The organism is Bradyrhizobium sp. USDA 4011 (genome assembly GCF_054063415.1).
The window spans coordinates 455189-481450 of record NZ_JBSSGG010000001.1; the positions used below are offsets into that span (position 1 = coordinate 455189).

Consider the following 26262-nt stretch of genomic DNA (forward strand, 5'->3'; position numbering starts at 1 on the left):
GCGGCCTTCTCTCTGTCCAACCAACTCGCTTGGGCGCAAGCAGCAATTGAAAATAGCAAAACAATCGCACGCTGAGAGTTGACTGCAGACTGTCAAACGCGCGAATAATCTCTGATTGTCAGGTACAGGGCTTGCAACAGATGCAGATCGGCGTCGTAGATCTATTTTGCGGAGTTGGTGGCCTCAGTCTTGGCTTCAAGAATGAGGGCTTCGACGTCATCGCAGGCGTCGATTCAGACGTTACTTGTCAGTACGCCTACGAAACAAACATCGGCGCTGACTTCCTCGGAATGGATATTACTCGTCTATCAGGGGCCGAGATCGGTAGAATATTCGAATCAAGGGAAAGCGACTATCGCGTTTTGATTGGTTGCGCCCCCTGCACACCATTCTCGCTTTACTCTGGTCGTTACAGGAAAGCCCGGCGCGCTGACGACAAATGGGCGCTCCTTACCGAATTCTCAAGGATCGCGAGGCTCACCAAACCTGACGTAATCTCGATGGAGAACGTTCCGCAACTAGCGCGGCATAAGGTGTTCCAAGCGTTCATAGAGGAGATCGAGAATAGTGGTTACCACGTAACTTTTCAGCGAGTGCGGGCTGATCACTACGGTGTCCCCCAACGCCGCTCTCGACTCGTTTTGATAGCTTCTCGCTTCGGAAAGGTAACGCTGCCCTCTCCCACTCATCTTAATCGTCCCCTGACGGTCCGGGATGCCATAGGAAACTTGCCGAGAATCAAGGCGGGCGAGCCTTGCCGCGGTGATCGACTACACATCACCCGGAGACTCACACCTACCAACATGAAGCGCTTGCAATCAACGGTCGAGGGAGGAAGCTGGAGGGACTGGGACTCGGATTTGCAACTCGCGTGCCATAAGAAGGTTGGCGGAGAATCCTTTCGAAGCGTTTACGGTCGCATGAGTTGGGATTCTCCCTCACCAGTCATAACTACTCAGTGCCTCGGAATCGGAAACGGCAGGTTCGGTCACCCGGAGCAGGACCGCGCCATATCAATTCGCGAAGCAGCGTTGCTCCAAACTTTTCCAAAAAGCTTTCGGTTCGTCGCCCCCAAAGACCCCATAGTTGGTCTCTGGCTCGCTCGTCAGATTGGAAACGCCGTTCCAGTAAAGTTGAGCCGGGTCATTGCTCGGACGATCAAGAAGCACCTCGCCGACGTTTCAAAGCAGCCCGCCTCCTCCCGACGCGTGCCAAAACAAGTTCCGCGACGCCGTTGATGTCCCTTAGCACATCGCGCTCCCACACACGCACCACACTCCAACCTCGACGCCTCAGGGCATTCGCTTGACGTGCGTCGCGGCGAATATTTCGTTGAATCTTCTCTATCCAGAATTGCCTTGAGTCCCCCCGAAAGCTCGCGCGAAACGCCTTGGACCCTTCATCCAAGGCTTTGCGTCCATGCCAAAAATCGCCGTCAACGAATATCGCGAGCCGGACGCCTCGAACGACAAGATCGGGGGTGCACCCGAAAACAGGTACCTGGGCGACAACTGCGAGGCGACGTCTCCGCAACGCGGCTTCCAATGCAAGCTCACATTTTGTACCGCGCCCGCGGACGGCGCGCATACGTGCAGACACTGAAGCCAACGGAACGTAAGATTTCATCATTCGGGTGGAAATATGTATGCTTTGCTATCCGCTGGCATCACCAGCGTGGGATACCAACCATTCGGCTGCGCTGCAGTGCCAGTCCACATCAGAACCAGAGCAGGCAACCCGTCCGCCCTCCGTCGGATGAGCGTTACTTCCGGACCGGAAAGGCGAGCTCGCTCTCGCTCTTCGCTCCCCTCCAATTCGCGCACATAGACAAGTCCGGATGAACCTCTCTCTTGAAACTGAGTTCTGTACGTCTCGACGACCGCGGCTGCAACCTCCGGAGTCCATTTGCCAGAATCGCTTTCGTCGATCGGAACTTCTCCAATCATATCTAGAAATTCATCCAAAGGAATCTGAGTCAGGCGATTCTCGCGAATTGTCTCGTCGAGCGGCACTTGAAGTCGGACAAGGCGGTCGCGAACGCTTGCAGCGACCACCGGGTCGGTAACTACTCCTCGTGGCGCAAACTGAGCGATGCCTGCGTTGATTACTCGGGGAAACTCTGATTCAACGGCGTTCTTTCGTGTCGCGCGTGCCCTCGCCGGCAACATGATCACTGGATCAGCAGCGGCGCCATCACGACTGACCAACTCACGCAGAGCAACCTCTGCGTCGTGAATGCCCTTAAAAATCGTCGCCACAGAGCGAGGAAGATACACCCGGGTATAGCCAAGCAAAGGACGTCTATAGCCATACATACGTGCATGCTGCCACACAGTATCCATCTGCGATGTCCGTGCTTGCCGGACGTAGTACGTGACCAAAAGATCATCGATCGTGAGTCCGCGCCCTAGGATATTTCCTCCGACTAGAAAGTTGAGCCTCGGGCCGGGCCTCAGAGCAGCGGCCACAGAATTGATGCGAATTACCTCCGCTTGGCGGATGGCATCGCTTAGCTCGTCGGCCAACTCATCAAGAGCAGGCACGTCTGCCACTGTCCGTTGAAGTTCCGAGTATGCGGTCGCCAACCGCACCAATGCGGCCGGACGATCCTGCCGCAACTCACGTCGCACGTAGCCAACGTGCTTCTCTATGTGGTTGGCAACGAGCGTGTGCTCCGCGATGCTCGCACTCGGATGCGAAAGGTGATTGAATCCTTCAGCCGGCCAGCCGGACCTCAAGGCCTTCGCAACTGCCGCAAGTAGGAAGAAATCGATGGAAGCGGCAAGCCCTGGCGGGACCCTCCTCCTGCTTATCGCTCGCAGTTCGTTGTCCCCAACCAAGACGAGGGGCGGTTCCGGTGGAGTTAGTGCATTGGGGTCAAATGAATCAAAGAATACTTCGCCTCCGCAATACCCGTCCCCGGGTTCAAGCAGGAGTGTTTCACTTGGCCGTATGGCCGATGACCCGCGCTGAAGAAAAAATATATACGGCGTCGCCGTTACCTGCACGTACAGCTGGTGTGGGAATATCTCACCAATAGATTCTCCTTCCTGCCCAGGCTTTTGGTTCTCAATGACCCGTCGATTTATTGTGCTAGGGAATTCCGGAGCGTTCGCACGACCGGACGTCCGTGCCTGAATGGTAGTATCCGGCGTCGCAGCATCAGCTTCGTCATCGAAAACAAGCGTTGGGTAGGCGGGTGCATCTATGCTTTGAAGAAAAGCTATCACGCGCGAAAGATGTAGGTCATTTTTTGCGCACACGAGGATAAGACCCTCAGTAGCAATATCCTCCCGCAGTTCGTCCTCTTGGCCTTCCCATTCATAGCCGTCGCTCGCAATCGTCGAGAAAACGCGAGGTCCGTCAACGGCCTTGAAGCGTCTAGCAGTTTGCTCGACTAGGGCCACGTTGTCCGTGGTCAGCACCACAATGACTCTAAAGCCATTGTCCACACAGAGTGCGGCCGTCAGCACCATTGCCGCCGTTTTCCCTGATTGAACACGTCCGTACAGGAGAACACCTTCGCGCCTGTCGCCGAGAATGGGCTCATCGGATGCGCGACCGCTTCCGCCCGGACCAACTTCTCCTTGGGCCACGGTATTCCCATACAAATCGATCAGCTTCTCTGCGAAAGTAACAGATTGACTAAGTGAAGCATCTACCGCCGCTTCGGACATGGCACGTCCACGAAGCCCTTGGATGAGGTTCCGCCTGGTACCTGCAGTGACGGGGCCTGCGCGTTCAATCGGCATTGCAATTCCTCAAAAGAGCACTTGAACGAAAACTGATAGCACAACCTACGTTCGGAGTGACCACCTCTGGGCGAATTCTTGTGCGTAACGAGACAGGGCTAGAAGCAACCTAGTACAGGATGAGGGCAGCAAGCGCAGGCCGAATTAGCCGAAATCGCAATCCGCCGTTTCGCTAGGAATAGCCGCGGCGGGTTACGCTTCCACCTTCGCTCAATGGGCTACGGCGGACAAGTCACTTGCCCGCCACCTCGCTGACGATCAAAAACGGTAGAGTCTACCGCGAGCCGTGCGCGCGCCTTTCAAGAACCAGCGTGCGGTCGGTGATGTCATTCAATTCGAACGCCTGGGAGTCGAGGAACGCGACGGACCCGTTGTTGGGGTCCGCGGCGAGGCGATGGGTTTCGCTGAGATGATGCTTCAGCCAGGCGCGCTGCTCGGTCAGCAACTGCGCGTGCGCGTCGCCCTTCGAGCTGGCGAGAAGCGCTCGATAAGCAGTGTTGAGCCTGGTCTCCCATTTGTGGATTTTCACCATCGGCATCAACGTTCTGGATTTCTCCCCCGCGGCAGGAGCACCAAGTCGGCCGCTTCCTCGGCGTCCTTGAGGAGCTCCTTGCGCGGCGTGCCCATCTGCGCACGCATGGTCAGACCGCGCGACAGGTCGAGGACCTGGCTCGCGCGCACGGCTACGGGAAAGTCGGATGGGATTTCTCCTGCGCTGATTCCGTCGCAGAGACGGCGTTTCACTAGCGCCACGCCGCCAGCGACGGCGTCCTTCAGGAACTGCCTGACCTCAGCGTCGTCTACGAGGGGCGCGACGCACACCAGAAGACATCCTGGGGCCGATCCTTCCTCGGTCGCACTTTCTGCCGCGTGCCTCAAGAAGCCGACGAGCGAGTCGCGAAGAGCCGGCGGAGAGAAGAGCGCCTTCGCAGCGCGAGCGCCCTTTGCTTCTGCGTAAGCGCGAAGGACACGCAGGAATATCGTCCGCTTGTCCCCGAACACGGAATACAGGCTCGGCCGTCCCACACCCATGCCTTCGACGAGATCGTCGATTGTCGTTCCGTCGTAGCCTTTCGACCTGAACACCCGGGTCGCCCTTTCCAGCGCGGCGCTCTCGTCAAAGCTACGTGGGCGTCCACGGGGCCTCTCAGATTTTTGAAACATTTAGTTTGAAATTCCTTGACCAGGAGCTTTGGGCACGAATATATAACCAAACAGTTCTAAAATAGCAAGGCGGTCCCTACCTCGGGGCTCCCTCGATCTTACCCCTCACCGCGGAGCCGCCTATGGAACATTCGATCGCCCTCGTCACCGGCGCGACTTCCGGGCTCGGCGATGCAGCCGCTCGCCTGCTCGCCGGAGAGGGATGGCGCGAGATCATCATCACCGGTCGCAGCGCGGCTCAGATCCGGGAAACGGCCGCACAACTCGCGGCTGAGACCAAACGAAAGGTCTTCACCCCGTTGGAGCTGGATCTGGACAAGCCGCCCAGCGTTCAGTCCGCCCTCGCGGAGCTCGTCCAGCGGGGTCGGTCGATTGATTTCCTGCTGCTCAATGCCGGTATGGTTCCTGGCAAGGCGCGCGTGATCACTGCGGCGGGCATCGAGGCTTCTCAGGCCCCGCTGATCGGCCATCATCAACTGACTGTCGGCTTGCTTCGCGCCAACCTGCTGAGCCCCAAGGCGCGGATCGTTATCGCCAGCGCGGAGCCTGCCCGAGGGGGCGTGCCCATGTTCAAATACACGGACTTGCCCGCCTTCGCGGCCAAAAACTTCCAGGACGACCAAACCGCCGCTGTTGAAGCCCTTATTCGCAACGGCCCGAACGTGAAGTACGCGCCCAACAATGCGTATGCCGACGCGAAGCTCATTGTTGCTTGGTGGGTCGCGGCGCTGGCGCGCCGGTTGCCCGCCGGCATGGCCGTGTACGCCGTATCGCCCGGTGCGGCGAACGCCACCAATGTGGCGCGAAACGCCGGCCCGTTGTTGAAGTATCTGATGATTCCAATCGTGAACCTCATTCCCGGCATGAATCAGACGCCGGAGACCGCGGCCCGTCGGTACCTCCAGGCGTCGGAGTTCGGAACCGACGTCTCAGGGCAATTCTTCGCCTCGGCTCAAGGGAAGTTCTCAGGCCCGATGGAGGCGCAGCTGCAGCCGCACCTCCACGATGGTGACAACCAGGAAGCTGCGTGGCAGGCCGTCGTCAATGTCTCCGGCGTCGACTTGTCTCACCCGGAATGGCTGAGGGAGGTGTCCGGAAGGAGCGTCGGTCGCGGTGACCGGAATCCGTAGGCGACTGCGGAGCTACTTGGTCGTGAACGGCCCAGGTCTTGTGAGAAGCCTAGACCGCAGTCTCCACGCCTAATTATCCTACCAAATAGTTCATAATCGTCTAGGCGCCCCGAGCGTCGCAAGGAGAGAGCCCACATGGAACGATACCAAGATAAAGAAGCAGTGATTATCGGCGGCACCAGCGGCATGGGGCTCGCGACGGCAAAGCAAGCGTAGGGCGGATTAGCCGAAGGCGTAATCCGCCATTTCGCTCGCAACAGTCGCGGCGGGTCACGCTTCGCCAAGGCTATTTCGATGCGGTCAGTCTATCGACTTCCTGTTGGAGTTTCTGAAGGTCGTAACCCGCGCCTTGCAGCATCGTGCTGTTGAAACGGACCAGCGCGGCGGTTGCAACGGCCTCCTTGATTTGAGCATCGGTCGCGCCAGTGGCTTTCGCCAATTTGGTGTGACCGTAAACGCAATAGACGCACGGAATTTGGGCTGCCACACCGAGCGCTATGAGTTGCTTGGTTTTCGCGTCCAAGGCTCCCTTGGGATTCATCACAGCCAGCTGTTCGTCCCAATGCGGCTTCAGGACCTGCTCGGGAAGTGTCTGCTTCAGATATTCAGGAGCCTCCTGAGCGCTGACGCTTGGTTCCGTTGCCAAGGCCAACAACAGCGCTAGACCGGCACTCGCTAGTAAGGTTCTCATGACTGATCTCCCTTAAGTATAATTTGCGCCGAGCAATCAAAGTCGCCGCATTGGCTGTGGCTCAGAACCACGCCAGCGGTTTGCAACGACCTGATTAGAGCAGGGAAATGCGACCGGCGAAATGGGATTCAGCGCTGCGTTTGCACAGCAGCAATCCTGAGCCGCTCATATCCGCTTGGGTCAATCGCGTCGTCTTTGCAGTCGGCCAGCTATTTCTGGTCTACCCTCAACTCCGGACATGTCGCTGCATTGCGCCGACTGACGCGAAGGGCCAACAGCGGAAGCGAGCTTGTGAGGGATAATTCACGGCTTGTCCGTCGCGATGAACAAGACACGCATTTGAGAGTGCGTGGTAAGAGACGGTAGCCGCGCACTCAAAGTGTTCTTTGCCGGTCAGTCCGCGAAATCGAGCTCGAACCGGTTGAGACCTGTCGACTTACTGGTGAAGCTGACAGTCTTACCGGATAGTGCCGCCAGCGTACCCGATGCAAACTTGAAGATCGCTTTTCCGGAGCCGGTACTGCCGACGGGCTTGCCATCTTTCATGATAGCGGACCCGGTACCCTCCAACATCTGTGTTACGGCGAATCCTCCGACGGAGCGATGGATTCCACCCGCCAACAAGTACGTTGCCTGCGGACCATTCCACTCCGTGATGTTGGTCGCCGAATAAACGGCCCCTTTGAGGAGGCCGTCTACGCCGAAGCAGGAGAATTGATAACCCGATAGACCGTGACCTGCAGGGTCGCCCAAAGGCTCGGGATTTGGTGTTCCGACAATGTTGCATTCGTACCGCCCGATCGTTTCTGAACGCGCAACTCCGGCGAAGGCAATGAAACTGAGCGCAGAACACATGAATGTAGCGATAAGTCGCGGGCGCATGGACGACCTCCTCCCAGTTGCAACGCTTAACAGCTACAACGGTGAAAGGCGCCAGCTATTGATCAAAATCAATGAGATTGATCCTTCAAAACCATCGCCGTGTTTTGTGACGCGCCACCGCCCTCAGGCGCCAAAGCTGTCGTCACTCTGCCCGATAACCGGACCTCGCTTCTGGAGGTGCGCGACGGGATGGTGGTTGTTTGGAACAACGGTCCCGGCGAAGCGAGCGATGAGCTACCGCGGACACGTCGCCAACCCGCCCTGCTGCCTCCGCGGACATCAGGCCGCTTTCGCAGTCTTGTCTTCTGCCGGCGCGGTTTCCATGGCGCGCATGTAGAGATCGAGCAAGCTTTCACGCTCGTCGCGCTCGTCCTGGTCCTGCTTGCGCAGCTTGACGATCTCCTTGAGGATCTTCACGTCGAAACCTTCGCCCTTCGCCTCCGAGAAGACTTCCTTCTTCTGCTCGCTCAGCTCCGCCATTTCGGTGTCAAGGTTCTCGATCCGCTCGACGAAGGAACGAATTTTTCCGCCGGGAATGGTGATGTCGGACATGGTGCCTCCTGCTGAATGAGGTCGTGAAAATGAAAGCAAAGAGATGACCAATGTCTTAACCGTGCGATGCCGCGGCGCCTCGATCGCGGAGGTATTTTTGTGACGACGGCGATCACGCGACAACACCGCGCTCGCATGATCACATGCGCAACAGATCACTCAGGCATCGCCCGCCACACGCAACGTGATCCGCGTCAATTCGGACGGGCGGCCGAGCCGCAAGGCAAAACCCGGCCATAGCGCGGTGCCGTTGTTGACGTAGAGCGTCATCCCGTCGACGTCGTAGCGGCCCGAGACGAAGCCGGCATTGGCGCGCGCGGCGAGGCGATCGATCCCCAGGATCATTCCGCCATGCGTGTGTCCGGAGAGTTGCAGGGCGACGCCGAGCGCGGCGGCGTTGCGGGCGTCGCTCGGCTGGTGGTCGAGCAGGATGACGGGCGCGCCCTTGGGGGCGCCGTCGAGAACCGCGGCAAGGTCGCGGATCGAATGCCCCCGGTGGCGCGACGCGCGGTCGGTAATCCCTGCGATCACCAGCCGGCCGGCGCCGCGTTCGAGCACGATGTGCCTGTTCTCGAGCGAGCGCAGGCCCAATGCTTCATAGTGCGCCATCCACCCGTCATAGCCGAAGATATATTCGTGATTGCCCGAGATCACGTAGACGCCATCGGCGGCCGCAAGATCGCGCAGAGGTGCGATGTCGTTGCGCCGCGCATCGATGGTGCCGTCGATCAGGTCGCCGGTGATCGCGATCAGGTCCGCGCCAAGCTTGTTCGATCGCTCGACCACAGCGCGCGCCCAGGGCGCGGGAAACAGCCGGCTGATGTGCAGGTCCGTCAGTTGCAGGATGGTGTAGCCGTCGAACTGGCGCGGCAGCCCGCTTATGCCGACTTCGACATCCCTGAGCGGCGGAATGCGCATGGCCTGATGGACGCCGATCGCGGCGGCAACGGCCGCCACGCCAGCAAGTGCGTAGCGGACGCCGTCGGGCGCGCCGACGAAGCCGCCGTGGATCAGGGCTGCAACCAATAGCCCGGCATCGAGCGCCAGTTGCAGCAGCGCCAGCAGGACGACCGCACCGAACGCCCAGTTGAAGAGCGCGACCACCGGACGCGGAAACTCCGGCGAGAATTCCGATCCCGACGACCACCTGTTCCAGCGGTGAAACTGCAAGGCGACCAGCACCAGCAACGCTGCGACGATCTTTGCCGGGAGCGGCCAGTCGAGCGGCCAGATGAAGCGGGCCAGGATCAAGAGACTGGTCAGGCCGAAGATGAGTTGAGGAATGGGTCTCGCTCCGGATCGGATCGGTTAAGGCTGTGCAGAGCGAAGGTAGGGTGGATCGGACGCGGGCGTAAGCCGCCGATCAGCACATTTTCGGCATGTGGCGCTTCGTCAAGACGCGATGCGCGTAGGCGCCCTGTGTTATCGCGCAAACGCCGGAAGCGCCCGATCAGTCTTCGATATCGGCAATGCGCCTGAGCACGATCACGACGGCGAGGACCAGGCCAAATACGCCGCCGGCGACTCCGGCCAGACCAGAACCGAAGGCACCGCTGACATCCCGGTCGGACAGAACGAACACCACCACATTGGCGACAAAGCCCATGCCCAGCGTCAGGGCAATGATGATGGCGACGGCTTTGGAAAATTCGATCGCAAATCGAACTACCATGTCTTCCAACGCGTCGAGCGCGCGGGTCATACGACTGTTCGAGCGAAGGGCGGCCGGGCGAAGCGCGCGCCGATGCGTTCCGATTGAGGCGCTGGCGGATGCATTGCCGACCAATCGGTTCGCACGGGGATTGTCGCCGGGATCATCAAGGGCTCTGATGTCCAGTTTGAGTTCTCGCCGCACGATCAGCGTGACAAACAGCGCAAGACATAAAAGGACGGCCAGGCCAGCGTAGATACTGAAGCTTCCTGCCAACACGATCAGAAAACCGCCGGCCCACCCAAACGCCTCGGCACAAGCGTAAGCCACCGCCCACGTGACGGCATCGGCGAAGGACTGTTTTGCTTTAGGGACGAAATCCGCCAGCCTCATCGGTTGCCTTTCGACAGCCCCACGACCTGCACGATCAGCCACTCAATTCACCAAGATGTGGAGCGCCGGCCGTCGGGTGCAATGCTTTCGCACGCCGTGCCGACTGAGATCGCAGAGGCGGCTGCAACGAGCGGCCTCTGCCCATGGCTCAATTGCGGCCACGCAAATAGCCAAAGCCTCGTTACGAAAAGAACTTGAACATTGCTCATCTTTCTGATTATTATTGAACATTGTTCATTTTTGCTGGAGCCGACGATGCAAACGACCTTCCGGATGGGCGGATTGACCGGATCCGAGCGGCCCGCGAAACCGTGGATGAAATTCATCCCGGCGATCATCACGATCGGCATCATTGCGGCATTCGCGATACACGGACGCATCGCGCAGCCCGCCCACTACAACGATTTCGCCGACCACTCGGCCGTCTTCGGCCTCCCCCACGCAGGCGACGTGCTGTCCAACATCGGCTTCGCCCTGGTCGCGATCGCTGGCTGGCTGGCGCTGCGGCCCCACCGCGACAGCGACCGGCTCCGCGCCGGATGGCCGGGCTATCGCCTGTTCCTGATCGGGCTGTTGCTGACCGCGTTCGGCTCCGCGTTCTTTCACCTTGCTCCCGGCAACGACCGGCTGACCTGGGACATGCTGCCGATCGCGCTGGCCGGCGCCGGCCTGCTCATCGGCGTCCGCGGCGACACGCAACCGGAAGCGAAGACGAACATCGAGGCGATCGCTCTCGCGCTTTACGCCGCCGCCAGCGTCGCATGGTGGGTCACGACCGACAGGCACGGCGCAGGCGACCTGCGACCGTATCTGTTGCTGCAGGTGCTGCCACTCGTCCTCATCCCGCTCTGGCAGGCGATCTATCGCGCGCCTCGCGCTGAGCGCATCGCCTTTGCCACCGCGATGGCGCTGTACGTCGTGGCCAAGATCACTGAGGTGCTCGACCATCAGATCGCAAACACGCTTCAGTTCGTCAGCGGCCACACCCTGAAGCATCTGATCGCGACCGCGGCCACCGCCGCAATTGTCTGGGGCGTGACGCGACGCTTCGCCGGCGGCGGCCGGCGAACGGCGGGCGCCCGCACTATTTCGGAATAATGGAAATGTATCGCTGATTTGCCCGACGCGTCAAGTCGCTTTTCCTGGTGCCGGCGGCAACCTGCTCCTTTGCATGGGGTTGTTTTCGATATTTTGGGACTCCTGGCCTTGCTTCGTCGATATCGATACCTCGGTCGCATCCGGCAGATTGACCGGCACGCGGACAGTATCCATATGCATCTGCATGAACCGGCTGCCCGCGCCGTTTCGCATCCACCTGGACACAGCCAAATACCATCGGCTCCCCGTCCCCAGCATTCCGGAGTCGCCGTGGCCGCCCTCTCCATCCTTGACCTCGTCCGCGTCACCGAAGAGACCGATGCGCGCGGCGCGCTTTACAATGCGCGCGATGTCGCCCGCCATGCCGAGGCGCTCGGCTATCGCCGCATCTGGGTGGCGGAGCATCACAACATGGCGGGCATTGCGAGCGCCGCGACGTCGGTGGTGATCGGGCACATCGCGGCGGGCACCAAGACCATCCGGGTCGGCGCCGGCGGCATTATGCTGCCGAACCACGCGCCCTACGTCATCGCCGAGCAGTTCGGCACGCTGGCGCGGCTGTTTCCCGATCGGATCGACCTCGGCCTCGGCCGCGCGCCCGGCACCGATCAGCTCACCCTGCGCGCGCTGCGCCGGACGCCGGAATCCGCCGAGAACTTTCCGCAGGACGTGCTCGAGGTGCAGGCCTTCCTCGCCGCCGCCGGTCCCAACCAACGCATCCAGGCGGTGCCGGCCGCCGGCACCGACGTGCCGCTGTGGATTCTCGGATCGAGCAATTTCGGCGCGATGCTCGCCGGCGAGCTCGGCCTGCCCTACGCCTTCGCCTCGCACTTTGCCCCCGAGCTCCTGATCCAGGCGCTGCAGATCTATCGCGCGCGCTTCAAGCCGTCGGAGCAGCTCCAGCATCCCTACACCATGGTCGGCGTCAACATCATCGCCGCCGACACCGACGCGGAAGCGCGGCGGCTTGCCACCACGCAGCAGATGTCGTTCACCAACATCTTCCGCGGCGCGCGCGGCCTGAGCCAGCCGCCGATCGACGACATCGAGACCTACTGGTCGCCATCCGAGAAAGTCCAGGCGATGCGGATGCTCGCCCGCTCCATCATCGGCTCGCCCGAGACGGTGCGTGCCGGCATCGACGCGCTGGTCGCGGAGACCGGCGCCGACGAATTGATGATCGTGTCCGACGTCTACGATCATCAGAAGCGGCTGCGATCGTTCGAATTGATCGCCGAGGCCGGCGGGATCAAGCCGCAATCCCGGCAGTAGGATCCTGCAGAATCACTTCGGCATGCCGGCTGAGGCGGCGATGATCCGGTAATGGGCCATCTGGCCCGCTGCCCATGTCTCGAACTCGCGCACCAGTTCGTCCGAGACGGCAACCGAGCGGCCTCCATGCGCCACCGTGAACCATCCGCGCCGCTCCGCCTCGGTCAGCAGATTGCCGATATGCTGGCGGGAGACCTGAAACCGCTCGGCCAGCACGGAATATGTCAGGGACAGCGCCGGTGGCGCGTGCGGCGAGAGCGCGGCGTAATGCGCGCCCATCACGGCGGCCAGCAGCGGATATCCGCAATCGTGCTCGGTGAAATGGACGATAGTGGCAAACGGGGCGAACAGGATGTCGTTCGCCTGGAATCGTTCGACGGACAGACGGATCCAGTCGGCGAGCCGATCGTCGTCGCCACTGACGTCGGCGGCGATGTGCGCTGCCGGCGGAAGGATGCGTTCGGCCGCATCGAGGAACGCCAACGGCGAGCGCGCGATCTCCCGCAACAGCGCGGAGGATGGCCGCAAGCAGATGGCGCGCCGGTCGCTGGCATGCCGTTCGGCGACGACATAGCCGCCGTGCCGGAGCGCATTGACGAACCCGGCGATTTGCCGGGCGCTGGCCGGCGCCGTCCGTTGCAGGGCAGTCAGCGTGGGTGGCTCACCGCCGACGCGGCGCCAGCGCGCGTAATTTCCGATCAGGGTGAAGCAGACGATGTAGCGCAGCTTCTGGGCGAACACCTTGTTCACCGGCCAGGGCACGGCCGGCGGACGCGTCATCGCTTCGCAATACTGCGCCAGCGCGGCGCGAAATCCCCGCATTTGAATCAATTGTCTTGCAAGCGTCCAGGTGTCGGTCGCGGCATATGCGCGGACCGACGGGTAGAGAATGTCGTCTCCGCGATCGTGTGGTGCGCTGGCCATGCGAATCCCTGCAAAGTTTGGACTTTGCAGCCGCCTCGCGCCCGGAGCAATAATCGAGCGCTCGATATTCCAGAATGCGCGGCGAACCGGGTCGATGCACATCCGGTCCGGCGGGGCCGATCTCCCGCACCATCTTCAGGCGCGCACACGGTGAAGTTCCTGAAACACACCGCTGGTCATGGTGCTCGGCCATACCAACTGCGGCGCGGTCGACGCGGCCATCAAGGTGCTCAAGGACAAGGTCACGCTGCCGGGCCATCTGCCGCAGTTGATTCACGAGATCAAGCCGGCGGTCGAAGCGGCCAAGAAGAACAAGCCGGATGACCTGCTGGCGGCCGCGATCACGGAGAATATCCGCCGTGGCGTTCGCCGGCTCGAAACGGCAAGGCCGATCCTGTCCAAGTTCGTGCAACCAGGAAAATTGAAGGTGGTCGGGGCGACCTATGATCTGGCAACCGGCAAGATCTCGCCGGTTTGACACCGCGCAGCCGGCGTCAGCGGACGAGCGCAGCGACAAGCCAAGCTGCCCTGCCCGGGCGGACCTCCGCGTCTGCCTCCGCCAGGCTTCCGGTTGCCCTTTTTCGCTTGCTTTGCCCAAGCATGACCCTACGGTGCCCTCGCCAAAAGGGGATGAGACCGGCGATGGACGCCTCAACCAACTGCCCGAAATGCAATTCCGAGCACGCCTATCAGGATGGCGCTCTCTGGGTCTGCCCGGAATGCGCCCACGAATGGAGTGCCGATGCGGCGGCTGCTGCCGAGACCGCGCAGGAAGCCGGCGTACGTGATGCGCACGGCAACCAGCTGACCGATGGCGACAGCGTCGTCGTGATCAAGGACCTCAAGGTCAAGGGCTCGTCGTCGGTCGTCAAGGGCGGCACCAAGGTCCGGAACATCCGCCTCACCGAGGGGAGCGATGGACACAACATCGCCTGCAAGATCGATGGCATCGGCGCGATGAACCTGAAGTCGGAGTTCGTGAAGAAGGCCTAGCAAGCGTCGGGCGGATGAGCGGACCGCATCCTCAACATGCCGCTTCTCCTGCCCTGTGCGTTCGCTTACACCCTGCTCAATGCCTGCGCGATGTCGGCGACCAGATCGGACGGATGCTCGATCCCGATCGAGAGCCGGATCGTCGTATCGAGCACCCCGATCTTCTTCCTGATGTCGGCCGGCACGCCGGAATGCGTCATCGTCGCAGGCAGGCTCGCGAGCGACTCGGTGCCGCCGAGGCTCACCGCGAGCTTGAAGATCTGCAAGCTGTTGAGGAATTTCTCCGCGGCCGCCTGCCCGCCGACGATGTCGAACGAGAAGGTCGAGCCGGCACCAGAGCTTTGGCTTGCGAACACACGCCCGGCTGGCGACGCCGCGTCGTGATGGCCGAGATAATGCACCTGCGCCACCTTGGGATGGTCGCGCAGATAGTCGGCGACGATGTGCGCATTGCGATCGGCCTTCTCCATGCGCAGGCTGAGCGTTTCCAGCGATCGGCTGATCATCCAGCAGGAATGCGGATCGAGCTGGGTGCCGATCGCGCCGCGCAGCGCCTTGACGTCCTTCATCAGCTTCTTCGAGCCGAGCGCCGCGCCCGCGATCAGGTCGGAATGGCCGCCGACATATTTGGTCAGCGAGTACAGCGACAGGTCGGCGCCGTGCTCGATCGGGCGCTGAAACACCGGCCCGAGCAGCGTGTTGTCGCAGGCGATGATCGGGGTAAAACCCTGCGCCCTGCCGATCGCGTCGGCGACGCGCCTGACAAGCGCAATATCGACCTGGCCGTTGGTCGGATTGGCCGGCGTCTCGATGAAGATCATCGCGACGCGGCCCTTCTTCATGGCCTCGTCGGCAGCGGCGCGGACGATGCTCTCGTCGAGGCCGTCGGCAAAGCCGACGGCTTGAATCGAGAACCCCGCCAGCGTCCTGCTGAACAGCGTCTCCGTGCCGCCATAGAGCGGCTGCGAATGCAGGATGACGTCGCCGGGTCGCGCGAAGGCCAGCACCGTGGTCGAAATCGCCGACATGCCGGAGGAGAACAGCGCACAGCTTTCGGTGCGCTCATAGATCGCGAGCCGGTCCTCGACGATCTCGCTGTTCGGATGATTGAAACGCGAATAGACCAGTCCCGCCCCCATGCCTTCCGGAGGCTCGCGCCGGCCCGAGACGAAGTCGAAAAAGTCCTTGCCGTCCTCGGCAGTCCGGAACACGAAGGTCGAGGTCAAAAATACCGGCGGCTTGACGGCGCCCTCCGACAGTTGCGGATCGTAGCCGTAGTTGAGCATCTGGGTTTCCGGATGCAGCAGGTGGTTGCCGATGTGGGTTCTGGACGGAAACGGTTTGACCACGGCCAGTCTCCTTGTCTCGAGGGATCGCCGCAGCGGCTGATCCATAAGAATCTGCCGCAAGCATACTCCACCTTTGTGCCGTTCTGCCAAAACACTGCGTCGAACACTCTGGATAACGAACGGCCGGCGGCGCCCTGCGCCGCCGGCCGTTCGAAAACCGTAACCCACGCGTGCGTGCGCAACGTCACCCGCCTCACGACATCAGGATCGATCGCCGGCGCGGGCTGCTCACGCTGCGGCGAATACGGCTACCAGCCGCGATCCACGTTGCGCACCTCGCCGGTGCGCGCATCGACATCGACCTGCATCCAGCGGCCGAGCCGGTCGCGGCCCTCGACTTCCCACTCGTCGCCGAGGAACTGGGTGTTGGACACCGTCACGACGCCGAGATTGGTCGCGACGTCGAGGGCTGCCTCCATCGAGATCTGGCTGCCGGAATCATAGGCCATGGCCGGTGTCGCCGCGCCGATCGCCAACGCCGCAATGGCGGGAATAATCAAGCTTCGCATCAGTCACTCCTCATGGAACGGGATGTCATGCCACATAAAACGAGCGGCCCACTCAATCGGTTCCGGCAACAGAGGTGACAGAGCAGCGCGAAACTTGAGCAGTTGCGGCAGTTTGGTGGCGGTTCCAGTTTCACCGACGCCCGCTGCGCGACTTGCGCGTTGCCTTCTTCCACATCCGGAAACCACCCTCGAATGCGTTGGCGTTGTCGCCGAACCTCACGTTCGGCGGCGGGTTGTCGACCTTGTCGGCATTGCCGCCGCCGATCACGATGTAATCCGGCTCCAGCGCTGCCGACAGCCGAGCAATGACATCGTCGACGCTCTTGCGCCATTTCTTTCGCCCGCGCCGCTCGAGGCCGGCGGCGCCGACATAGTCCTCGAACGTTTCACCCTTGCGGTATGGCAAATGGCCAAGCTCCATCGGCTCGGCAACGCCGTCGACGATCATCGCCGAGCCGAGCCCGGTGCCGAGGCCGAGAAACAGCATCCGCCCACCCTGATAGCTGCCGATCGCCTGCATCAGCGCATCGTTGACGACCTTCGCCGGCCGGCCGAACGCACTGTGAAAATCAAAGCCGGCCCAGCCGCGGCCGAGATTGTGCGGCTCGGCCAGTGGACGGTTGTGAACCACCGGTCCGGGATAGCCGATCGAGATCACGTCATAGGACCAGTCCCTGGTCAGCGCCTTGACCTGCCGCACCATCTCGGTGGCGGACAGCGTTGGACCTGACTCGAACTCGCGCTTGATGCGCTCCTTGTCGGTCATGACCTTCACATGCGTGCCACCAATGTCGATCGCCAGCACCGTTCGTCGCGACGCGGGCTTTGCCGTTTTCTTGTTCGTCTTTCTGCTTGTCTTCTTGCCTGTCTTCTTCGCCATCGACGCGATCTCTCTTGTACGCTCCGAGTGGAGCAGAGAAACGCACCGCGCGCCACTGCTCCGTTCTGCATCTGACTCCAGTTTGTTCGCGAGGAACGAATCGGAATCGAGAAATCGGCTCGGCCCAGGCATTAACAAGACGTATGCGCCCGACGTGTCCGAGCGGCTGATGTTGTCCCGAGATGGGATAATTGCTCCCGGCACGGAATAACTCCGCGCATATCGAGCCCAATGCGTTCAACCGCGTCACCGATCAAGCGACGAATCACATCACAGCCACGTTCCCCATCCGACTCCAGTTTGTTCGCTAGGAACGAATCGGAATCGAAAATCGGCGCAATACGATTCTTAACAACAGGTTTGCGCAACTCCAGGTGCGCCGCTTTCCTATGCGTGAGAACCTCCAACCACGGACAGGCGCACACCGCGCTCCGTTCCATCCGACTCCATTTTGTTCGCAAAGAACGAATCGAAATCGGACAAATCTGCGCGACGCAAATCTTAACAACACGTTTGCGGCCTCCACACCAATCGACTTTGTACGGCGGATTAGCGCAAGCGTAATCCGCCGTCGGTCCGCAACGCCTGAGCGGCGGGTTACGCTTCGCTGACCCGCCCCACGAACCGTCCCTCCTCATACGCAAGCCCCGGCCGCAGCGCGCGCATCTTCTCCGCCAGCCTGTGGCTTGAGGTCTCCTCCGCATGCGCGAGCCGGTTGATGAGCGCGACGTAGTCCGCATCGCTCTTGTGCTGGTTGAGCTTCGACTGGCCCTCGATCTCGTCGACGACGATATCGATCACCCTGATCCCCGCCAGCATCTGTTCGCGCTTGCCGGGCTCCATCTGCGTGAGGTCCCACGGCTGCTTCGGCAACCGCGCCTCGGACACCGCGAGCAGCGCGTCGCCGTGGCCGCGGTTCTCCCCGTGATCGCGCAGATGCGCAACGCCCGACAGGTGCACCGCCTCATAGAGCCAGGTGGAGACGTTATCGCGCGAGACGTACCAGTCGTTCGAGATGTAGGCGTCGTCGCCAGAGGCGATCAGCAGGAAACGCCTGACACCGTCAGCGAGCTCGACCAGCGGGTTTTTCGCGGTGAGATGGATCTGCACGATCACGCGAGCGTCGCGCCGCGCGATCACGAACGGCACATGGGATGCCCGCGGGCCGCCGCATCGGCGGCGACGATGGCGCCGAAGCCGCGCGCCGCCGCAAAGGCCAGCGCGTGGTCGTCCTCGATGCGAAATTGTGGACGGAGGATGTGCATGGCGGCGGCGCTCGCGGCTGGAGGGAGACGACCCAGCGAAGCTAGCGCAACTTTTGCCCGAGATCACCGCCATGCACCGTCCGGCTCAGCAGATCATGGCATTGTCGCCGTGATCGCAGACGCCGCCGGGCTGATCCTGGGGCAGCGTTTCGAACTCGCCGTAGCGCGGCACGGCCATGCGCGGCGGCCCGCCGCCCCAGCGGCCGGCGGCCGCGGCATGCCCGCTCGCGAAGGCAGACGGGCCGGCCGGGACTTCGCGCGCCATCGCCGACGTCGTCAGCATGCCGAGGGCGAGCAAGCCCGCCGCGACGTGTTTGATCGTGGTCATCGTACATCTCCTGCTGGATTCAACAGGATGGGAGCTTGTCGCCGGCCTGCTGAAGCATTTTCGCAAAAACCATGACGGGCGGCACGACCGGATTATTCCGCGACGACGCAGCGAATTTGCCTGTCCTGCGGCGCGGTCCGACACATTCGATTGATCGAGGCGTGACCGCCGGGACCGGAGGCCCGATCGGCCGCAACCGGATTTGCCTGCGCGCAAGGCAAATCCGGTTGCGAGAGGTGCGACAAAACAACCCGACCGGCAGCTCAGCCATCCCGTCAAGGCTGCACTAAGAAAATATTCCGCTTGGCGCTTGCACCCGGCTTTCCCTGCGCCCTCCGTTCGAGAGAGGGCGAAACGAGCGGCACGACTCGGACAAATCGTGCCGCGAGAATGCGGAATTATGAGTCACAAGCAGCACAACACACTCGATGTCGTCCTGGCGAAGGCCAGGCGAAAGCCGGCGAAAGCCAGGACCCATTACACCAAATGAGAATTGTTGCGCGATGCTGCGGCCGCGATCCCGTCTGCCATCAAATGCGGTAGCTATGGCTTTCGCCAGGACGACGATGGTGTGCGAGGCCCCCGCACTGTCATCGCCCGGCTCGCCGTCTTCGCTAAAGCTTCGGCGCGCCAGGGATCCATGGCCTCGTCGAAGCCTTGGCGGAGACGGGACCGGGCGATCCAGTACGCCGCGGCCGCTCAGCTCAATAACCACGGCCTCTGGAATACTGGATCACCCGCATGCGCGGGTGATGACACCGAGCAAGCTGTTTGACGTTCGAATGCCAACCTTACCCGTCATCCCCGCGCGAACCCACCACGATGCGCCGTTGAATTGGCAGTCGCGGACGGGTTACGCTGTTGCCAATCACGCCCTCTCGCTGGAAGGATCACCATGAACGGCAATCGATATTACGGCGTCCGCGTCGAGGGCGCGAAATATGGCGTGGGGTTCGGCTCGGCGCTGGCGATTGCGATCTCCTACACCAAGAACCATTCGATCCTGTGGGCGATCATCCACGGTATCCTGGGCTGGCTCTACGTGATCTACGCCGCGCTGTTCGGGTGATGCGGACGACATGACCGTCATCTCGATCCAGTCACAGGTCGCCTGGGGCCATGTCGGCAACAGCGCTGCCACCTTTCCGATCCAGCTGCACGGCATCGACGTCGTCGCGGTGCCGACCACGCTGCTCAGCAACCGGCCGGGCTATCCGACGATCCGCGGACGGGTGCTCGATGCGCAGCTGGTCGCCGACCTCTTGCGCGGCATCGAGGAGCGCGGCGCGATCGAAAGCGCAAGGATGATCCTGTCGGGCTATCTCGGCTCGGCCGACATCGCGTCGGACGTCGCCGACTTCGTCGCCCGCGCGAAAGCGGAAAACCCGGCCCTGCTCTATTGCTGCGATCCCGTGCTCGGCGACCGTGATCGCGGCATGTTCGTGCGATCGGACATTCCGCCGCTGGTGCGCGATCAGCTCTGTCCGCTGGCCGACATCATCACGCCCAACCATTTCGAGTTCGAATTCCTCTGCGGCACGCGCGTGACGACGACCGATGACGTCATCGCGCAGGCGCGCGAGCTGATGGCGCGGGGGCCTGCGACTATCGTCATCACCAGCGCCGAGCTTGCCGGCACGCCCCACAGTGAGATTGAGACGCTGGCGATCGAGCACACGGGAGCGTGGCGCGTGCGCACCCCGCGCGTGCCGATCAGCCCGTCCGGCACCGGCGACCTGTTCGCCGCGCTGTTCGTCGCCGCCCGCGGGCGCGGCCTGGCGACACCGGAGGCGCTCAGCCACGCCGCCTCAGGCATCCACGGCGTGCTGGTGCGCACGGCGGAGCGAGGAACCGAGGAAATGCGCATTGTCGAAAGCGCCGCGGTGATGCTTGAGCCGAAGCCGCGCTTCGCGGCGGTCGCCATCCCTGCATCCTGACATTCGGGACACGTTCATGATCGACATCACCACCCTCCTCACCTACGCCGCCGTCGTGCTCGGCCTGTTCCTGATCCCGGGGCCAGCCGTGCTGCTCGTGCTCGCGCGTTCAGTCACCGGCGGGCCGCGCGTCGGCGTCGCGACCGGGTTCGGCATCGCGCTCGGCGACCTCGTCCACACCGCCATGGCGACGTTCGGCCTCTCGGCCGTGCTGATGAGCTCGGCACTCGCGTTCTCGATCGTCAAATATGCCGGCGTGATCTACCTGATCGTGCTCGGTGTCCGCGCTCTGTTCGAGAAGAATGACGACCTGCATTTGCCGGCATCGCAGCCGGTCGATCCGCGGCGCGCGTTCCGGCAGGCGATCTGGGCAGAGATGCTCAACCCGAAGACCGCGCTGTTCTTCCTCGCCTTCCTGCCGCAATTCGTCCATCCCGGCCACGGCTCCGCCGTCGCGCAGTTCGCGACCCTCGGCCTGATCTTCGTCGCGATGAGTGCGGCCTACACCTCGCTGCTCGCGCTCGCCGCCGGTCAGATCAGCCCGTGGATCCGGCGGCATCGCCGCATCGGCCAGTGGCAGGGCCGCGTGGTCGGCACGATCTACATCGCGCTCGGCATCCGCCTCGCCTTTCAGGAGCGCTGATGTCTCCGCTCAAGCCGCAAGCCACATATGACGACTTCGCCCGCCTCGACATCAGGATCGGCAAGGTGGTCGAGGTGCAGCCGTTTCCGCGCGCCCGCAATCCGTCCCTGAAGGTCGGCGTCGATGTCGGCGCCGGGCTGATCATGTGGTCGAGCGCGCAGATCACGAATTACGAGCCGGCGGCGCTGGTCGGCTCGCTGGTCGTCTGCGTCTGCAATCTCCGGCCGAAGAACATCGCCGGTTTCACCTCGGAACTTCTGATCCTGGGCGCCAAGGATGCCGGCGGCCAGGTGATCCTACTCGGCCCGCGCAGCGAGGTTGCGATCGGCGAGCCGATCTTCTGACGACCCGCCCCGATCACGGCCGCGTGATTCAAATCGTCTGGATTCCCCGTAGTTTACCGATGGGGGATCACCCGGATTCTAAGTGCCCGCGCGCGCTGCTATTTCAGCACACGAGAATCGCTTCGGCATGGGAATCGGAAGATGTCCGCAGTTTTCTTTCACTGCTCCGACGACAAGCACGTCATCCTGGATCGCATCGGCGCGGCGATGGATTTTTCCGAGGTGCGGGTGCATGCGGAGCAGCTGGCGCGCAGCTTTGTCATGACGCCGAGTGTGGAAGACTGGCGCAACTGGGCGGTCCACGTCACCGACGATATCGGGACCGAGATCTTCGAGCTGCCGTTCACCGCCGTCCTCGGCGAATTGCACTGAGGGCATGCCATGAATTCGATGGAACTCGCCCTGCAGCCCGTGCGGCGCCACCTCACCCGCCTCGCTCGGCGCTGCGTCGCGCTGATCGAGGGCGTCATCCACCCCTATCGTCCCGAGCTGTATTACATGCGCGGGCCGGGTCCGAAATGCCGCGCCAGGCGGCAGGCCACGCTGCGCGACTAGTCCAACGGCTCGATCAACGAGAAAAGGCCGATGGGCGTTACGCCACCGGCCTTCTCCTGCGGCTGCCGGTTCCCGGAGTCCGGTTCCGCCGCAATTCCACCTGATCCCAAGCTTGCGACGACAGTTTTAATCAAATCTTAACGGCACGGCGGTGAGCTGGATGACAGGACTCCTTCGCCGTGCTGCGCGTGTAGTCGTTCGTCGTGCTGGATGCGTTGCACATCGTTTTTGCGCCGATCGCCCGACGATTGTGCGCGATGCATCTTAGGGAACGCACGACTCAGTGTTACCCTGTGATGCAAACCGAAACGGAGAACTTCGGATGCCGTACTACACCTTCGATCTCGTGGTGGGGGACGAGTTCCGGAATCAAGGAACGATCATCCTCGAAGACATCAGCCTTGCCTCCGATCGCGCCGATCAGCTCGCCAACGAGCTGTCGCAGGTCAAGCCGGAGTTGAAGGCACGCGGCTGCGCCGTGCGCGTCACTGACATCGACCGGCGCGAGCTCTACCGGACGCCGCTCGACCCCGTGCCGCACTGGCGCAGGGCCGGCTAGCGCCGGCAGGCTTTAGATTCTGTTGACCGCGCCCGTCCGCGCGCGGTCTTGATCTTGCTGCGTGCGGGGCGGCCGGTGTTGCCGCCTCGGCAAGACCAATTGGCGCGCGGTCCGCTCACTTCTTCATGTTCAACCGGCCAATGAAGTCACGCTTGCCGAGCGGCGCACCCTTGTGGCGGAGGATGTCGTAGGCGGTGGTCGAGTGGAAGAAGAAGTTCGGCAGCGAGAACGACATCAGGAATCCCTCGGCCGTGAACGGCATCGAGCGCTCGCCGAGCTTGAACATCACTTCGCGCCCGAGCAACGCATTGACCGCATCCGGCGTCAGCGCCGACAATTCGCTGAGCGCGTCCTTCACCAGCGCCTGCAGTGCGGCGTAATCCAGATCTGGCTTGCCGGACGGCGGGACGAACACGCCGTTCTTCGCAGCCTCCATCGCGCCGCGGGAATGATGCGCGAGCGAGACCACCTGAAAGCGGAACGGCAACATGTCCGGAAACAGCCGAGTCTCGACGATCTCGGCCGGATCGATCCCGTTGTCCTTGAAATGCGCGAGGCTCTTGTCGAGAAAGCCCGAGGCGGCGCCGAGGATCTGCAGATAGTTGGCAACGGTCGCGTCGTAGAGTGAAAAGGTCATGGCGAATTCCCCCATATAGAAAATTTGTCTGATGCTTGCCGGAACAGAGTTCCCGGAATTTCCGGCGAAGGCAAGCGGCCGTGGGGATTCGCAAGTCGAATGGTCCAGCGCCGAGCGCCGGATCATTCGGTCAGGCATCGCGGGCTCCCCGCGCTCAGCTCTGATGCGGTCCGCGCATCATCTTCATGGCGTCCTCGATATGGCGCCATTCGCGGGCCTCTTCGGTCTCGCCCTTGCTCTCGCAGGCGATCGCGTTCTGCGCCGCCTCGGCAATCGCCTGCAGGCCGTGCTTCTCCAGCATCTGCCGCGCGATGGTGTGGATCTGCATCTCGGCTATCATGGCGCTCTCCTCTGCCGTCTGACGCCGCAGGGACAGGCGTGACCGCGCGTCCCGCGGACTGACTCCAAAACCGCCGAACGCCGCGTCTGGTTCCACCATCCCGGCCGGCGCCGCATAATCAGCGGTTTCCACGCGCTGCGTCGGCGATTAGACAGAGGGGGACTCGGTATCCTCTTGAATTGCCGGACCCATGGCGCAGAACATCTATGACGATCCCGGCTTCTTCGCCGGCTACAGCCAGCTGCCGCGGCAGGTCCGCGGGCTGCTCGGCGCGCCCGAATGGCCCGCGATCCGCGCTATGCTGCCCGACATCGCAGGCAAGCGCGCGGTCGATCTCGGCTGCGGCTTCGGCTGGGTGTCGCGCTGGATGCGCGAGCAAGGCGCCTCCGGCGTGCTCGGCGTCGACCTCTCGCAGAACATGATCGCGCGCGCCACGGCGATGACGCGGGATCCGGCCATCGCCTACGAGATCGCTGACCTCGAAACGCTGGAGCTGCCAAAGGCCACGTTCGACCTCGCCTACAGCGCTCTCACCTTCCACTACATCAGGGACTTCGATCGCCTGGCGCGCATGCTGTATCGCACCCTCGTCCCGGACGGGCATCTGGTCTTCACCATCGAGCATCCGATCTACATGGCCGCCGCCCATCCCGGCTGGGGACAGGACCAGGACGGCCGCAAGACGTGGCCGGTCAACGGCTACTTCATCGAAGGCGAACGCCGGACCGACTGGTATGTGAAGGGCGTGCTGAAATATCACCGCACCGTCGGCACCACGCTCAATGCGTTGATCGGCGCCGGCTTCACGCTTCGCCATGTCGAGGAATTCTCCCCGACGCGGGAGCAGATCAAGGCTGTGCCCGAACTGGCCGACGAACTCGAACGGCCGATGATGATGCTGGTGTCAGCGCAGCGCTAGCATTACGCCGCAAGCAGCTTGTCGAACTCCTCGGGCGGGTATGATTTTCCGTCCGTGTCGGTGATCACGACCTGCCATCCCTCGCTCGCCCAGACCTTGGCCTTGGCGACGATGATGAAGGTGCTCTCCCGCTCGATCCTGACCGTTTCGTTCTCGCGTTCTGCGATCATCTTGTAGGCCAACGCGTGTCCCTCGCCGACTTCACCCATTCGGCGGTGTGTTGGCAGCGGCGTTGGGCCGCAATTCGCCGGGAGCATGACAATTTGGTGGAAGCGCAGGCGCCAGATACGGCAGAGCGCAACGTGCGGTCGCGGCGAGCTCAACCTACCCATCAAGGTCGGCAATCCAGCATGTGGTCTTGCCGCAGATGGCTCAGGCCCATCCTGTGAACGCGCTCAGCGCGCGTGCCTCGAAGAAAAACCCCGCCTCGGTGGGACGCCAAGGCGGGGAAGGTTCAATGGGTTGAAATCCACGCGCCTGGAAAAGGAGAGCGCGGGAAGTAGCGGCATCAATTCTATTTGTTGCCAGCGTTCGGACAACAGGATTAAAGCGCCTGCAATGCCGGGACTTTTTCCCGATCCAGCCGGCAAAATTCCCGAACCTTGGCTTGCGACGCAGCTCACTGCACCACGTCGAGCCTGACATTCGCGACGCCCTTGCCGATCATGCCGAGCGACTGTGCGGCAGAATACGAGACGTCGACGATGCGCCCGGGAACGTAGGGCCCGCGGTCATTGACACGCACGGTGACCGAACGGCCGGTCTTGACGTCGGTGACGCGCAGCTTGGTGCCGAACGGCAATGTCGGATGCGCGGCGGTCAGTTCGTGCGCGTTGAACTTCTCGCCGCTCGCGGTCTCCTGCTCGTCGCTGTAGAAGCTCGCGACGCCCTGCGACGCGATCCTGGTCTCGCCGCCTTTGCGTGAGGCGTACGGCGTGTGCTTGCGCGCGGTTGCGACACGTGTGCGCGTCGCCGACGACGCAGCCCGCGTCGGCTCGGCCGACACCGACCGGCTCGCAAGCGCCTGCGAGCGCTGGCTGACGACGGAGGACTGCGCACAGGCCGCAAGCGACGCGGCGCCGATCACGATGGCGCAGAGCCGCAGCGGCTTTCCCGCACGAGCCAACCGAATTGCCGGCGCGGCAACGCGCATGCTGCGATTGACGTCGACGTACGAAATGACTGCATCGTCGCGTGACATGTTGCATCCCCAACTCGCGCCCCAGCCCAAGCCGAAAATCCAACACCCGCATGGCCGAATCCAATCGGGGCGGAACGGTGGCGGAGCGCGGTCGGACGGGCCGCAGGCGACCCGATTTCCCCTCGGCTGTGGTGGATGTGCCACACAACCAGGGAGATTCGCCCGGACATACGACCCCGGAGCTTCCCCAGGGACGCAGGTCGGCGACCGCCCCTCGGCTCCCAGTTTGGTTCCCGAAACTCCCCAACCTCTCCACCCTCTCGCCTTGCTTTGGTCAAACCGGACTGGAGTCGT

At 62.3% G+C, this 26262-nt stretch carries 32 protein-coding genes and 1 pseudogene; 14 read left to right on the plus strand and 19 right to left on the minus strand.

Annotation, left to right across the window (positions count from 1 at the left end; genetic code table 11):
- The first annotated feature begins 140 nt into the window (after positions 1-140).
- Positions 141-1238, plus strand: a complete 1098-nt coding sequence (locus ACVW1C_RS02265; protein ID WP_456756993.1) for a DNA cytosine methyltransferase — start codon at positions 141-143, stop codon at positions 1236-1238.
- Here the strand turns inward: ACVW1C_RS02265 and ACVW1C_RS02270 are convergent.
- From ACVW1C_RS02270 to ACVW1C_RS02285, 4 genes are all read right to left on the minus strand, one after another.
- Positions 1159-1629: a DUF559 domain-containing protein gene (locus ACVW1C_RS02270; protein ID WP_456756994.1), complete on the minus strand. Its 471-nt coding sequence runs from the start codon at positions 1627-1629 to the stop codon at positions 1159-1161. The two genes, ACVW1C_RS02265 and ACVW1C_RS02270, sit on opposite strands and share 80 nt — an antisense overlap.
- Positions 1626-3677, minus strand: coding sequence for a Z1 domain-containing protein (locus ACVW1C_RS02275; protein WP_456756995.1), 2052 nt, complete (start codon positions 3675-3677; stop codon positions 1626-1628). Before ACVW1C_RS02275 ends, ACVW1C_RS02270 begins: the two co-directional genes overlap by 4 nt.
- Before the next feature lie 349 nt (positions 3678-4026).
- Positions 4027-4290, minus strand: coding sequence for a lysozyme inhibitor LprI family protein (locus tag ACVW1C_RS02280; protein WP_456762980.1), 264 nt, complete (start codon positions 4288-4290; stop codon positions 4027-4029).
- Complete coding sequence (locus tag ACVW1C_RS02285; RefSeq protein ID WP_456756996.1) at positions 4290-4916, minus strand: TetR/AcrR family transcriptional regulator; 627 nt, start codon at positions 4914-4916, stop codon at positions 4290-4292. Before ACVW1C_RS02285 ends, ACVW1C_RS02280 begins: the two co-directional genes overlap by 1 nt.
- A 122-nt stretch (positions 4917-5038) precedes the next feature.
- Here ACVW1C_RS02285 and ACVW1C_RS02290 point away from each other — a divergent pair, with 122 nt between their 5' ends.
- Positions 5039-6046, plus strand: a complete 1008-nt coding sequence (locus ACVW1C_RS02290; protein ID WP_456756997.1) for an SDR family NAD(P)-dependent oxidoreductase — start codon at positions 5039-5041, stop codon at positions 6044-6046.
- A gap of 286 nt (positions 6047-6332) precedes the next feature.
- Here ACVW1C_RS02290 and ACVW1C_RS02295 read toward each other — a convergent pair whose 3' ends face one another.
- From ACVW1C_RS02295 to ACVW1C_RS02315, 5 genes are all read right to left on the minus strand, one after another.
- Positions 6333-6737, minus strand: a complete 405-nt coding sequence (locus ACVW1C_RS02295) for a carboxymuconolactone decarboxylase family protein (protein ID WP_456756998.1) — start codon at positions 6735-6737, stop codon at positions 6333-6335.
- 393 nt (positions 6738-7130) lie between these two features.
- Positions 7131-7619: a hypothetical protein gene (locus tag ACVW1C_RS02300; protein ID WP_456756999.1), complete on the minus strand. Its 489-nt coding sequence runs from the start codon at positions 7617-7619 to the stop codon at positions 7131-7133.
- A 279-nt stretch (positions 7620-7898) separates the two neighbouring features.
- A complete protein-coding gene (locus ACVW1C_RS02305) occupies positions 7899-8171 on the minus strand; it encodes a DUF2312 domain-containing protein (protein ID WP_456762981.1) in 273 nt (90 codons plus the stop codon).
- A gap of 159 nt (positions 8172-8330) precedes the next feature.
- Positions 8331-9455: a metallophosphoesterase gene (locus tag ACVW1C_RS02310; RefSeq protein WP_456762982.1), complete on the minus strand. Its 1125-nt coding sequence runs from the start codon at positions 9453-9455 to the stop codon at positions 8331-8333.
- 166 nt (positions 9456-9621) lie between these two features.
- A complete protein-coding gene (locus tag ACVW1C_RS02315; protein ID WP_456757000.1) occupies positions 9622-10215 on the minus strand; it encodes a hypothetical protein in 594 nt (197 codons plus the stop codon).
- A 255-nt stretch (positions 10216-10470) separates the two neighbouring features.
- On the opposite strand from ACVW1C_RS02315, the gene ACVW1C_RS02320 reads away from it, so the two are divergent.
- Both ACVW1C_RS02320 and ACVW1C_RS02325 read left to right on the plus strand, forming a co-directional pair.
- Complete coding sequence (locus ACVW1C_RS02320) at positions 10471-11313, plus strand: hypothetical protein (protein ID WP_456757001.1); 843 nt, start codon at positions 10471-10473, stop codon at positions 11311-11313.
- A gap of 270 nt (positions 11314-11583) precedes the next feature.
- On the plus strand, positions 11584-12585 hold the full coding sequence (locus ACVW1C_RS02325) for an LLM class flavin-dependent oxidoreductase (protein WP_456757002.1): 1002 nt from the start codon (positions 11584-11586) through the stop codon (positions 12583-12585).
- Between the two features lie 12 nt (positions 12586-12597).
- Here ACVW1C_RS02325 and ACVW1C_RS02330 read toward each other — a convergent pair whose 3' ends face one another.
- Positions 12598-13509 carry a MarR family transcriptional regulator gene (locus tag ACVW1C_RS02330; RefSeq protein WP_456757003.1) on the minus strand — a complete coding sequence of 304 codons (912 nt, stop codon included), beginning with the start codon at positions 13507-13509 and terminating at the stop codon, positions 12598-12600.
- Positions 13510-13687: 178 nt separating this feature from the next.
- Here ACVW1C_RS02330 and ACVW1C_RS02335 point away from each other — a divergent pair, with 178 nt between their 5' ends.
- Both ACVW1C_RS02335 and ACVW1C_RS02340 read left to right on the plus strand, forming a co-directional pair.
- Positions 13688-13987 carry a carbonic anhydrase gene (locus ACVW1C_RS02335; RefSeq protein ID WP_456757004.1) on the plus strand — a complete coding sequence of 100 codons (300 nt, stop codon included), beginning with the start codon at positions 13688-13690 and terminating at the stop codon, positions 13985-13987.
- A gap of 164 nt (positions 13988-14151) precedes the next feature.
- Positions 14152-14502: a zinc ribbon domain-containing protein YjdM gene (locus ACVW1C_RS02340; RefSeq protein ID WP_456757005.1), complete on the plus strand. Its 351-nt coding sequence runs from the start codon at positions 14152-14154 to the stop codon at positions 14500-14502.
- 65 nt (positions 14503-14567) lie between these two features.
- On the opposite strand, the gene ACVW1C_RS02345 is transcribed toward ACVW1C_RS02340, so the two are convergent.
- The 5 genes and pseudogenes from ACVW1C_RS02345 to ACVW1C_RS02365 all read right to left on the minus strand — a co-directional run bounded on the left by ACVW1C_RS02345 (position 14568) and on the right by ACVW1C_RS02365 (position 18833).
- Entirely contained in the window at positions 14568-15851 is a 1284-nt protein-coding gene (locus tag ACVW1C_RS02345) for a cystathionine gamma-synthase family protein (RefSeq protein WP_456757006.1), read from the minus strand.
- 248 nt (positions 15852-16099) lie between these two features.
- A complete protein-coding gene (locus tag ACVW1C_RS02350) occupies positions 16100-16360 on the minus strand; it encodes a PepSY domain-containing protein (protein WP_456757007.1) in 261 nt (86 codons plus the stop codon).
- A 130-nt stretch (positions 16361-16490) separates the two neighbouring features.
- Complete coding sequence (locus ACVW1C_RS02355) at positions 16491-17240, minus strand: ROK family protein (RefSeq protein WP_456757008.1); 750 nt, start codon at positions 17238-17240, stop codon at positions 16491-16493.
- A gap of 597 nt (positions 17241-17837) precedes the next feature.
- Positions 17838-18505, minus strand: a pseudogene (locus ACVW1C_RS02360) (FMN-binding negative transcriptional regulator).
- An 85-nt stretch (positions 18506-18590) separates the two neighbouring features.
- Positions 18591-18833: a hypothetical protein gene (locus ACVW1C_RS02365; RefSeq protein WP_456757009.1), complete on the minus strand. Its 243-nt coding sequence runs from the start codon at positions 18831-18833 to the stop codon at positions 18591-18593.
- Between the two features lie 895 nt (positions 18834-19728).
- Here ACVW1C_RS02365 and ACVW1C_RS02370 point away from each other — a divergent pair.
- The 7 genes from ACVW1C_RS02370 (at position 19729) to ACVW1C_RS02400 (ending at position 22871) form a co-directional block, all read left to right on the plus strand.
- Positions 19729-19902, plus strand: coding sequence for a hypothetical protein (locus ACVW1C_RS02370; RefSeq protein WP_016840760.1), 174 nt, complete (start codon positions 19729-19731; stop codon positions 19900-19902).
- 10 nt (positions 19903-19912) lie between these two features.
- Entirely contained in the window at positions 19913-20770 is an 858-nt protein-coding gene (pdxY, locus tag ACVW1C_RS02375; protein WP_456757010.1) for a pyridoxal kinase PdxY, read from the plus strand.
- Positions 20771-20786: 16 nt separating this feature from the next.
- Positions 20787-21413 carry a LysE family translocator gene (locus ACVW1C_RS02380; RefSeq protein ID WP_456757011.1) on the plus strand — a complete coding sequence of 209 codons (627 nt, stop codon included), beginning with the start codon at positions 20787-20789 and terminating at the stop codon, positions 21411-21413.
- Positions 21413-21757: a tRNA-binding protein gene (locus ACVW1C_RS02385; RefSeq protein WP_456757012.1), complete on the plus strand. Its 345-nt coding sequence runs from the start codon at positions 21413-21415 to the stop codon at positions 21755-21757. Before ACVW1C_RS02380 ends, ACVW1C_RS02385 begins: the two co-directional genes overlap by 1 nt.
- A 141-nt stretch (positions 21758-21898) precedes the next feature.
- Entirely contained in the window at positions 21899-22129 is a 231-nt protein-coding gene (locus tag ACVW1C_RS02390; protein WP_173643281.1) for a DUF6894 family protein, read from the plus strand.
- Between the two features lie 9 nt (positions 22130-22138).
- Positions 22139-22312, plus strand: coding sequence for a hypothetical protein (locus tag ACVW1C_RS02395; RefSeq protein WP_456757013.1), 174 nt, complete (start codon positions 22139-22141; stop codon positions 22310-22312).
- Positions 22313-22634: 322 nt separating this feature from the next.
- Positions 22635-22871 (plus strand): hypothetical protein, encoded by a 237-nt coding sequence (locus ACVW1C_RS02400; protein ID WP_092113629.1) that lies wholly within the window; start codon positions 22635-22637, stop codon positions 22869-22871.
- A gap of 115 nt (positions 22872-22986) precedes the next feature.
- Here the strand turns inward: ACVW1C_RS02400 and ACVW1C_RS02405 are convergent, their stop codons facing one another.
- A complete protein-coding gene (locus ACVW1C_RS02405) occupies positions 22987-23508 on the minus strand; it encodes a DUF1993 domain-containing protein (RefSeq protein ID WP_176531692.1) in 522 nt (173 codons plus the stop codon).
- A gap of 154 nt (positions 23509-23662) precedes the next feature.
- Entirely contained in the window at positions 23663-23848 is a 186-nt protein-coding gene (locus ACVW1C_RS02410) for a hypothetical protein (protein WP_092125583.1), read from the minus strand.
- Between the two features lie 190 nt (positions 23849-24038).
- Between ACVW1C_RS02410 and ACVW1C_RS02415 the strand changes: the two genes are divergently transcribed.
- Positions 24039-24767, plus strand: coding sequence for a class I SAM-dependent methyltransferase (locus ACVW1C_RS02415; RefSeq protein ID WP_456757014.1), 729 nt, complete (start codon positions 24039-24041; stop codon positions 24765-24767).
- 2 nt (positions 24768-24769) lie between these two features.
- Here ACVW1C_RS02415 and ACVW1C_RS02420 read toward each other — a convergent pair whose 3' ends face one another.
- Together ACVW1C_RS02420 and ACVW1C_RS02425 are read right to left on the minus strand one after the other, a co-directional pair.
- Positions 24770-24976, minus strand: a complete 207-nt coding sequence (locus ACVW1C_RS02420) for a hypothetical protein (protein ID WP_456757015.1) — start codon at positions 24974-24976, stop codon at positions 24770-24772.
- A 410-nt stretch (positions 24977-25386) separates the two neighbouring features.
- Entirely contained in the window at positions 25387-25968 is a 582-nt protein-coding gene (locus tag ACVW1C_RS02425; RefSeq protein WP_456757016.1) for a septal ring lytic transglycosylase RlpA family protein, read from the minus strand.
- Positions 25969-26262 lie beyond the last annotated feature (294 nt).

Coding starts and splice junctions, on each gene's coding strand:
- ACVW1C_RS02265 (WP_456756993.1), top strand. CDS start 141: ATGCAGATCGGCGTCGTAGATCTATTTTGCGGAGTTGGTGGCCTCAGT.
- ACVW1C_RS02270 (WP_456756994.1), bottom strand. CDS start 1,629: ATGATGAAATCTTACGTTCCGTTGGCTTCAGTGTCTGCACGTATGCGC.
- ACVW1C_RS02275 (WP_456756995.1), bottom strand. CDS start 3,677: ATGTCCGAAGCGGCGGTAGATGCTTCACTTAGTCAATCTGTTACTTTC.
- ACVW1C_RS02280 (WP_456762980.1), bottom strand. CDS start 4,290: ATGCCGATGGTGAAAATCCACAAATGGGAGACCAGGCTCAACACTGCT.
- ACVW1C_RS02285 (WP_456756996.1), bottom strand. CDS start 4,916: ATGTTTCAAAAATCTGAGAGGCCCCGTGGACGCCCACGTAGCTTTGAC.
- ACVW1C_RS02290 (WP_456756997.1), top strand. CDS start 5,039: ATGGAACATTCGATCGCCCTCGTCACCGGCGCGACTTCCGGGCTCGGC.
- ACVW1C_RS02295 (WP_456756998.1), bottom strand. CDS start 6,737: ATGAGAACCTTACTAGCGAGTGCCGGTCTAGCGCTGTTGTTGGCCTTG.
- ACVW1C_RS02300 (WP_456756999.1), bottom strand. CDS start 7,619: ATGCGCCCGCGACTTATCGCTACATTCATGTGTTCTGCGCTCAGTTTC.
- ACVW1C_RS02305 (WP_456762981.1), bottom strand. CDS start 8,171: ATGTCCGACATCACCATTCCCGGCGGAAAAATTCGTTCCTTCGTCGAG.
- ACVW1C_RS02315 (WP_456757000.1), bottom strand. CDS start 10,215: ATGAGGCTGGCGGATTTCGTCCCTAAAGCAAAACAGTCCTTCGCCGAT.
- ACVW1C_RS02320 (WP_456757001.1), top strand. CDS start 10,471: ATGCAAACGACCTTCCGGATGGGCGGATTGACCGGATCCGAGCGGCCC.
- ACVW1C_RS02330 (WP_456757003.1), bottom strand. CDS start 13,509: ATGGCCAGCGCACCACACGATCGCGGAGACGACATTCTCTACCCGTCG.
- ACVW1C_RS02335 (WP_456757004.1), top strand. CDS start 13,688: ATGGTGCTCGGCCATACCAACTGCGGCGCGGTCGACGCGGCCATCAAG.
- ACVW1C_RS02340 (WP_456757005.1), top strand. CDS start 14,152: ATGGACGCCTCAACCAACTGCCCGAAATGCAATTCCGAGCACGCCTAT.
- ACVW1C_RS02350 (WP_456757007.1), bottom strand. CDS start 16,360: ATGCGAAGCTTGATTATTCCCGCCATTGCGGCGTTGGCGATCGGCGCG.
- ACVW1C_RS02355 (WP_456757008.1), bottom strand. CDS start 17,240: ATGGCGAAGAAGACAGGCAAGAAGACAAGCAGAAAGACGAACAAGAAA.
- ACVW1C_RS02365 (WP_456757009.1), bottom strand. CDS start 18,833: ATGACCACGATCAAACACGTCGCGGCGGGCTTGCTCGCCCTCGGCATG.
- ACVW1C_RS02370 (WP_016840760.1), top strand. CDS start 19,729: ATGAACGGCAATCGATATTACGGCGTCCGCGTCGAGGGCGCGAAATAT.
- pdxY (WP_456757010.1), top strand. CDS start 19,913: ATGACCGTCATCTCGATCCAGTCACAGGTCGCCTGGGGCCATGTCGGC.
- ACVW1C_RS02380 (WP_456757011.1), top strand. CDS start 20,787: ATGATCGACATCACCACCCTCCTCACCTACGCCGCCGTCGTGCTCGGC.
- ACVW1C_RS02385 (WP_456757012.1), top strand. CDS start 21,413: ATGTCTCCGCTCAAGCCGCAAGCCACATATGACGACTTCGCCCGCCTC.
- ACVW1C_RS02390 (WP_173643281.1), top strand. CDS start 21,899: ATGTCCGCAGTTTTCTTTCACTGCTCCGACGACAAGCACGTCATCCTG.
- ACVW1C_RS02395 (WP_456757013.1), top strand. CDS start 22,139: ATGAATTCGATGGAACTCGCCCTGCAGCCCGTGCGGCGCCACCTCACC.
- ACVW1C_RS02400 (WP_092113629.1), top strand. CDS start 22,635: ATGCCGTACTACACCTTCGATCTCGTGGTGGGGGACGAGTTCCGGAAT.
- ACVW1C_RS02405 (WP_176531692.1), bottom strand. CDS start 23,508: ATGACCTTTTCACTCTACGACGCGACCGTTGCCAACTATCTGCAGATC.
- ACVW1C_RS02410 (WP_092125583.1), bottom strand. CDS start 23,848: ATGATAGCCGAGATGCAGATCCACACCATCGCGCGGCAGATGCTGGAG.
- ACVW1C_RS02415 (WP_456757014.1), top strand. CDS start 24,039: ATGGCGCAGAACATCTATGACGATCCCGGCTTCTTCGCCGGCTACAGC.
- ACVW1C_RS02420 (WP_456757015.1), bottom strand. CDS start 24,976: ATGGGTGAAGTCGGCGAGGGACACGCGTTGGCCTACAAGATGATCGCA.
- ACVW1C_RS02425 (WP_456757016.1), bottom strand. CDS start 25,968: ATGTCACGCGACGATGCAGTCATTTCGTACGTCGACGTCAATCGCAGC.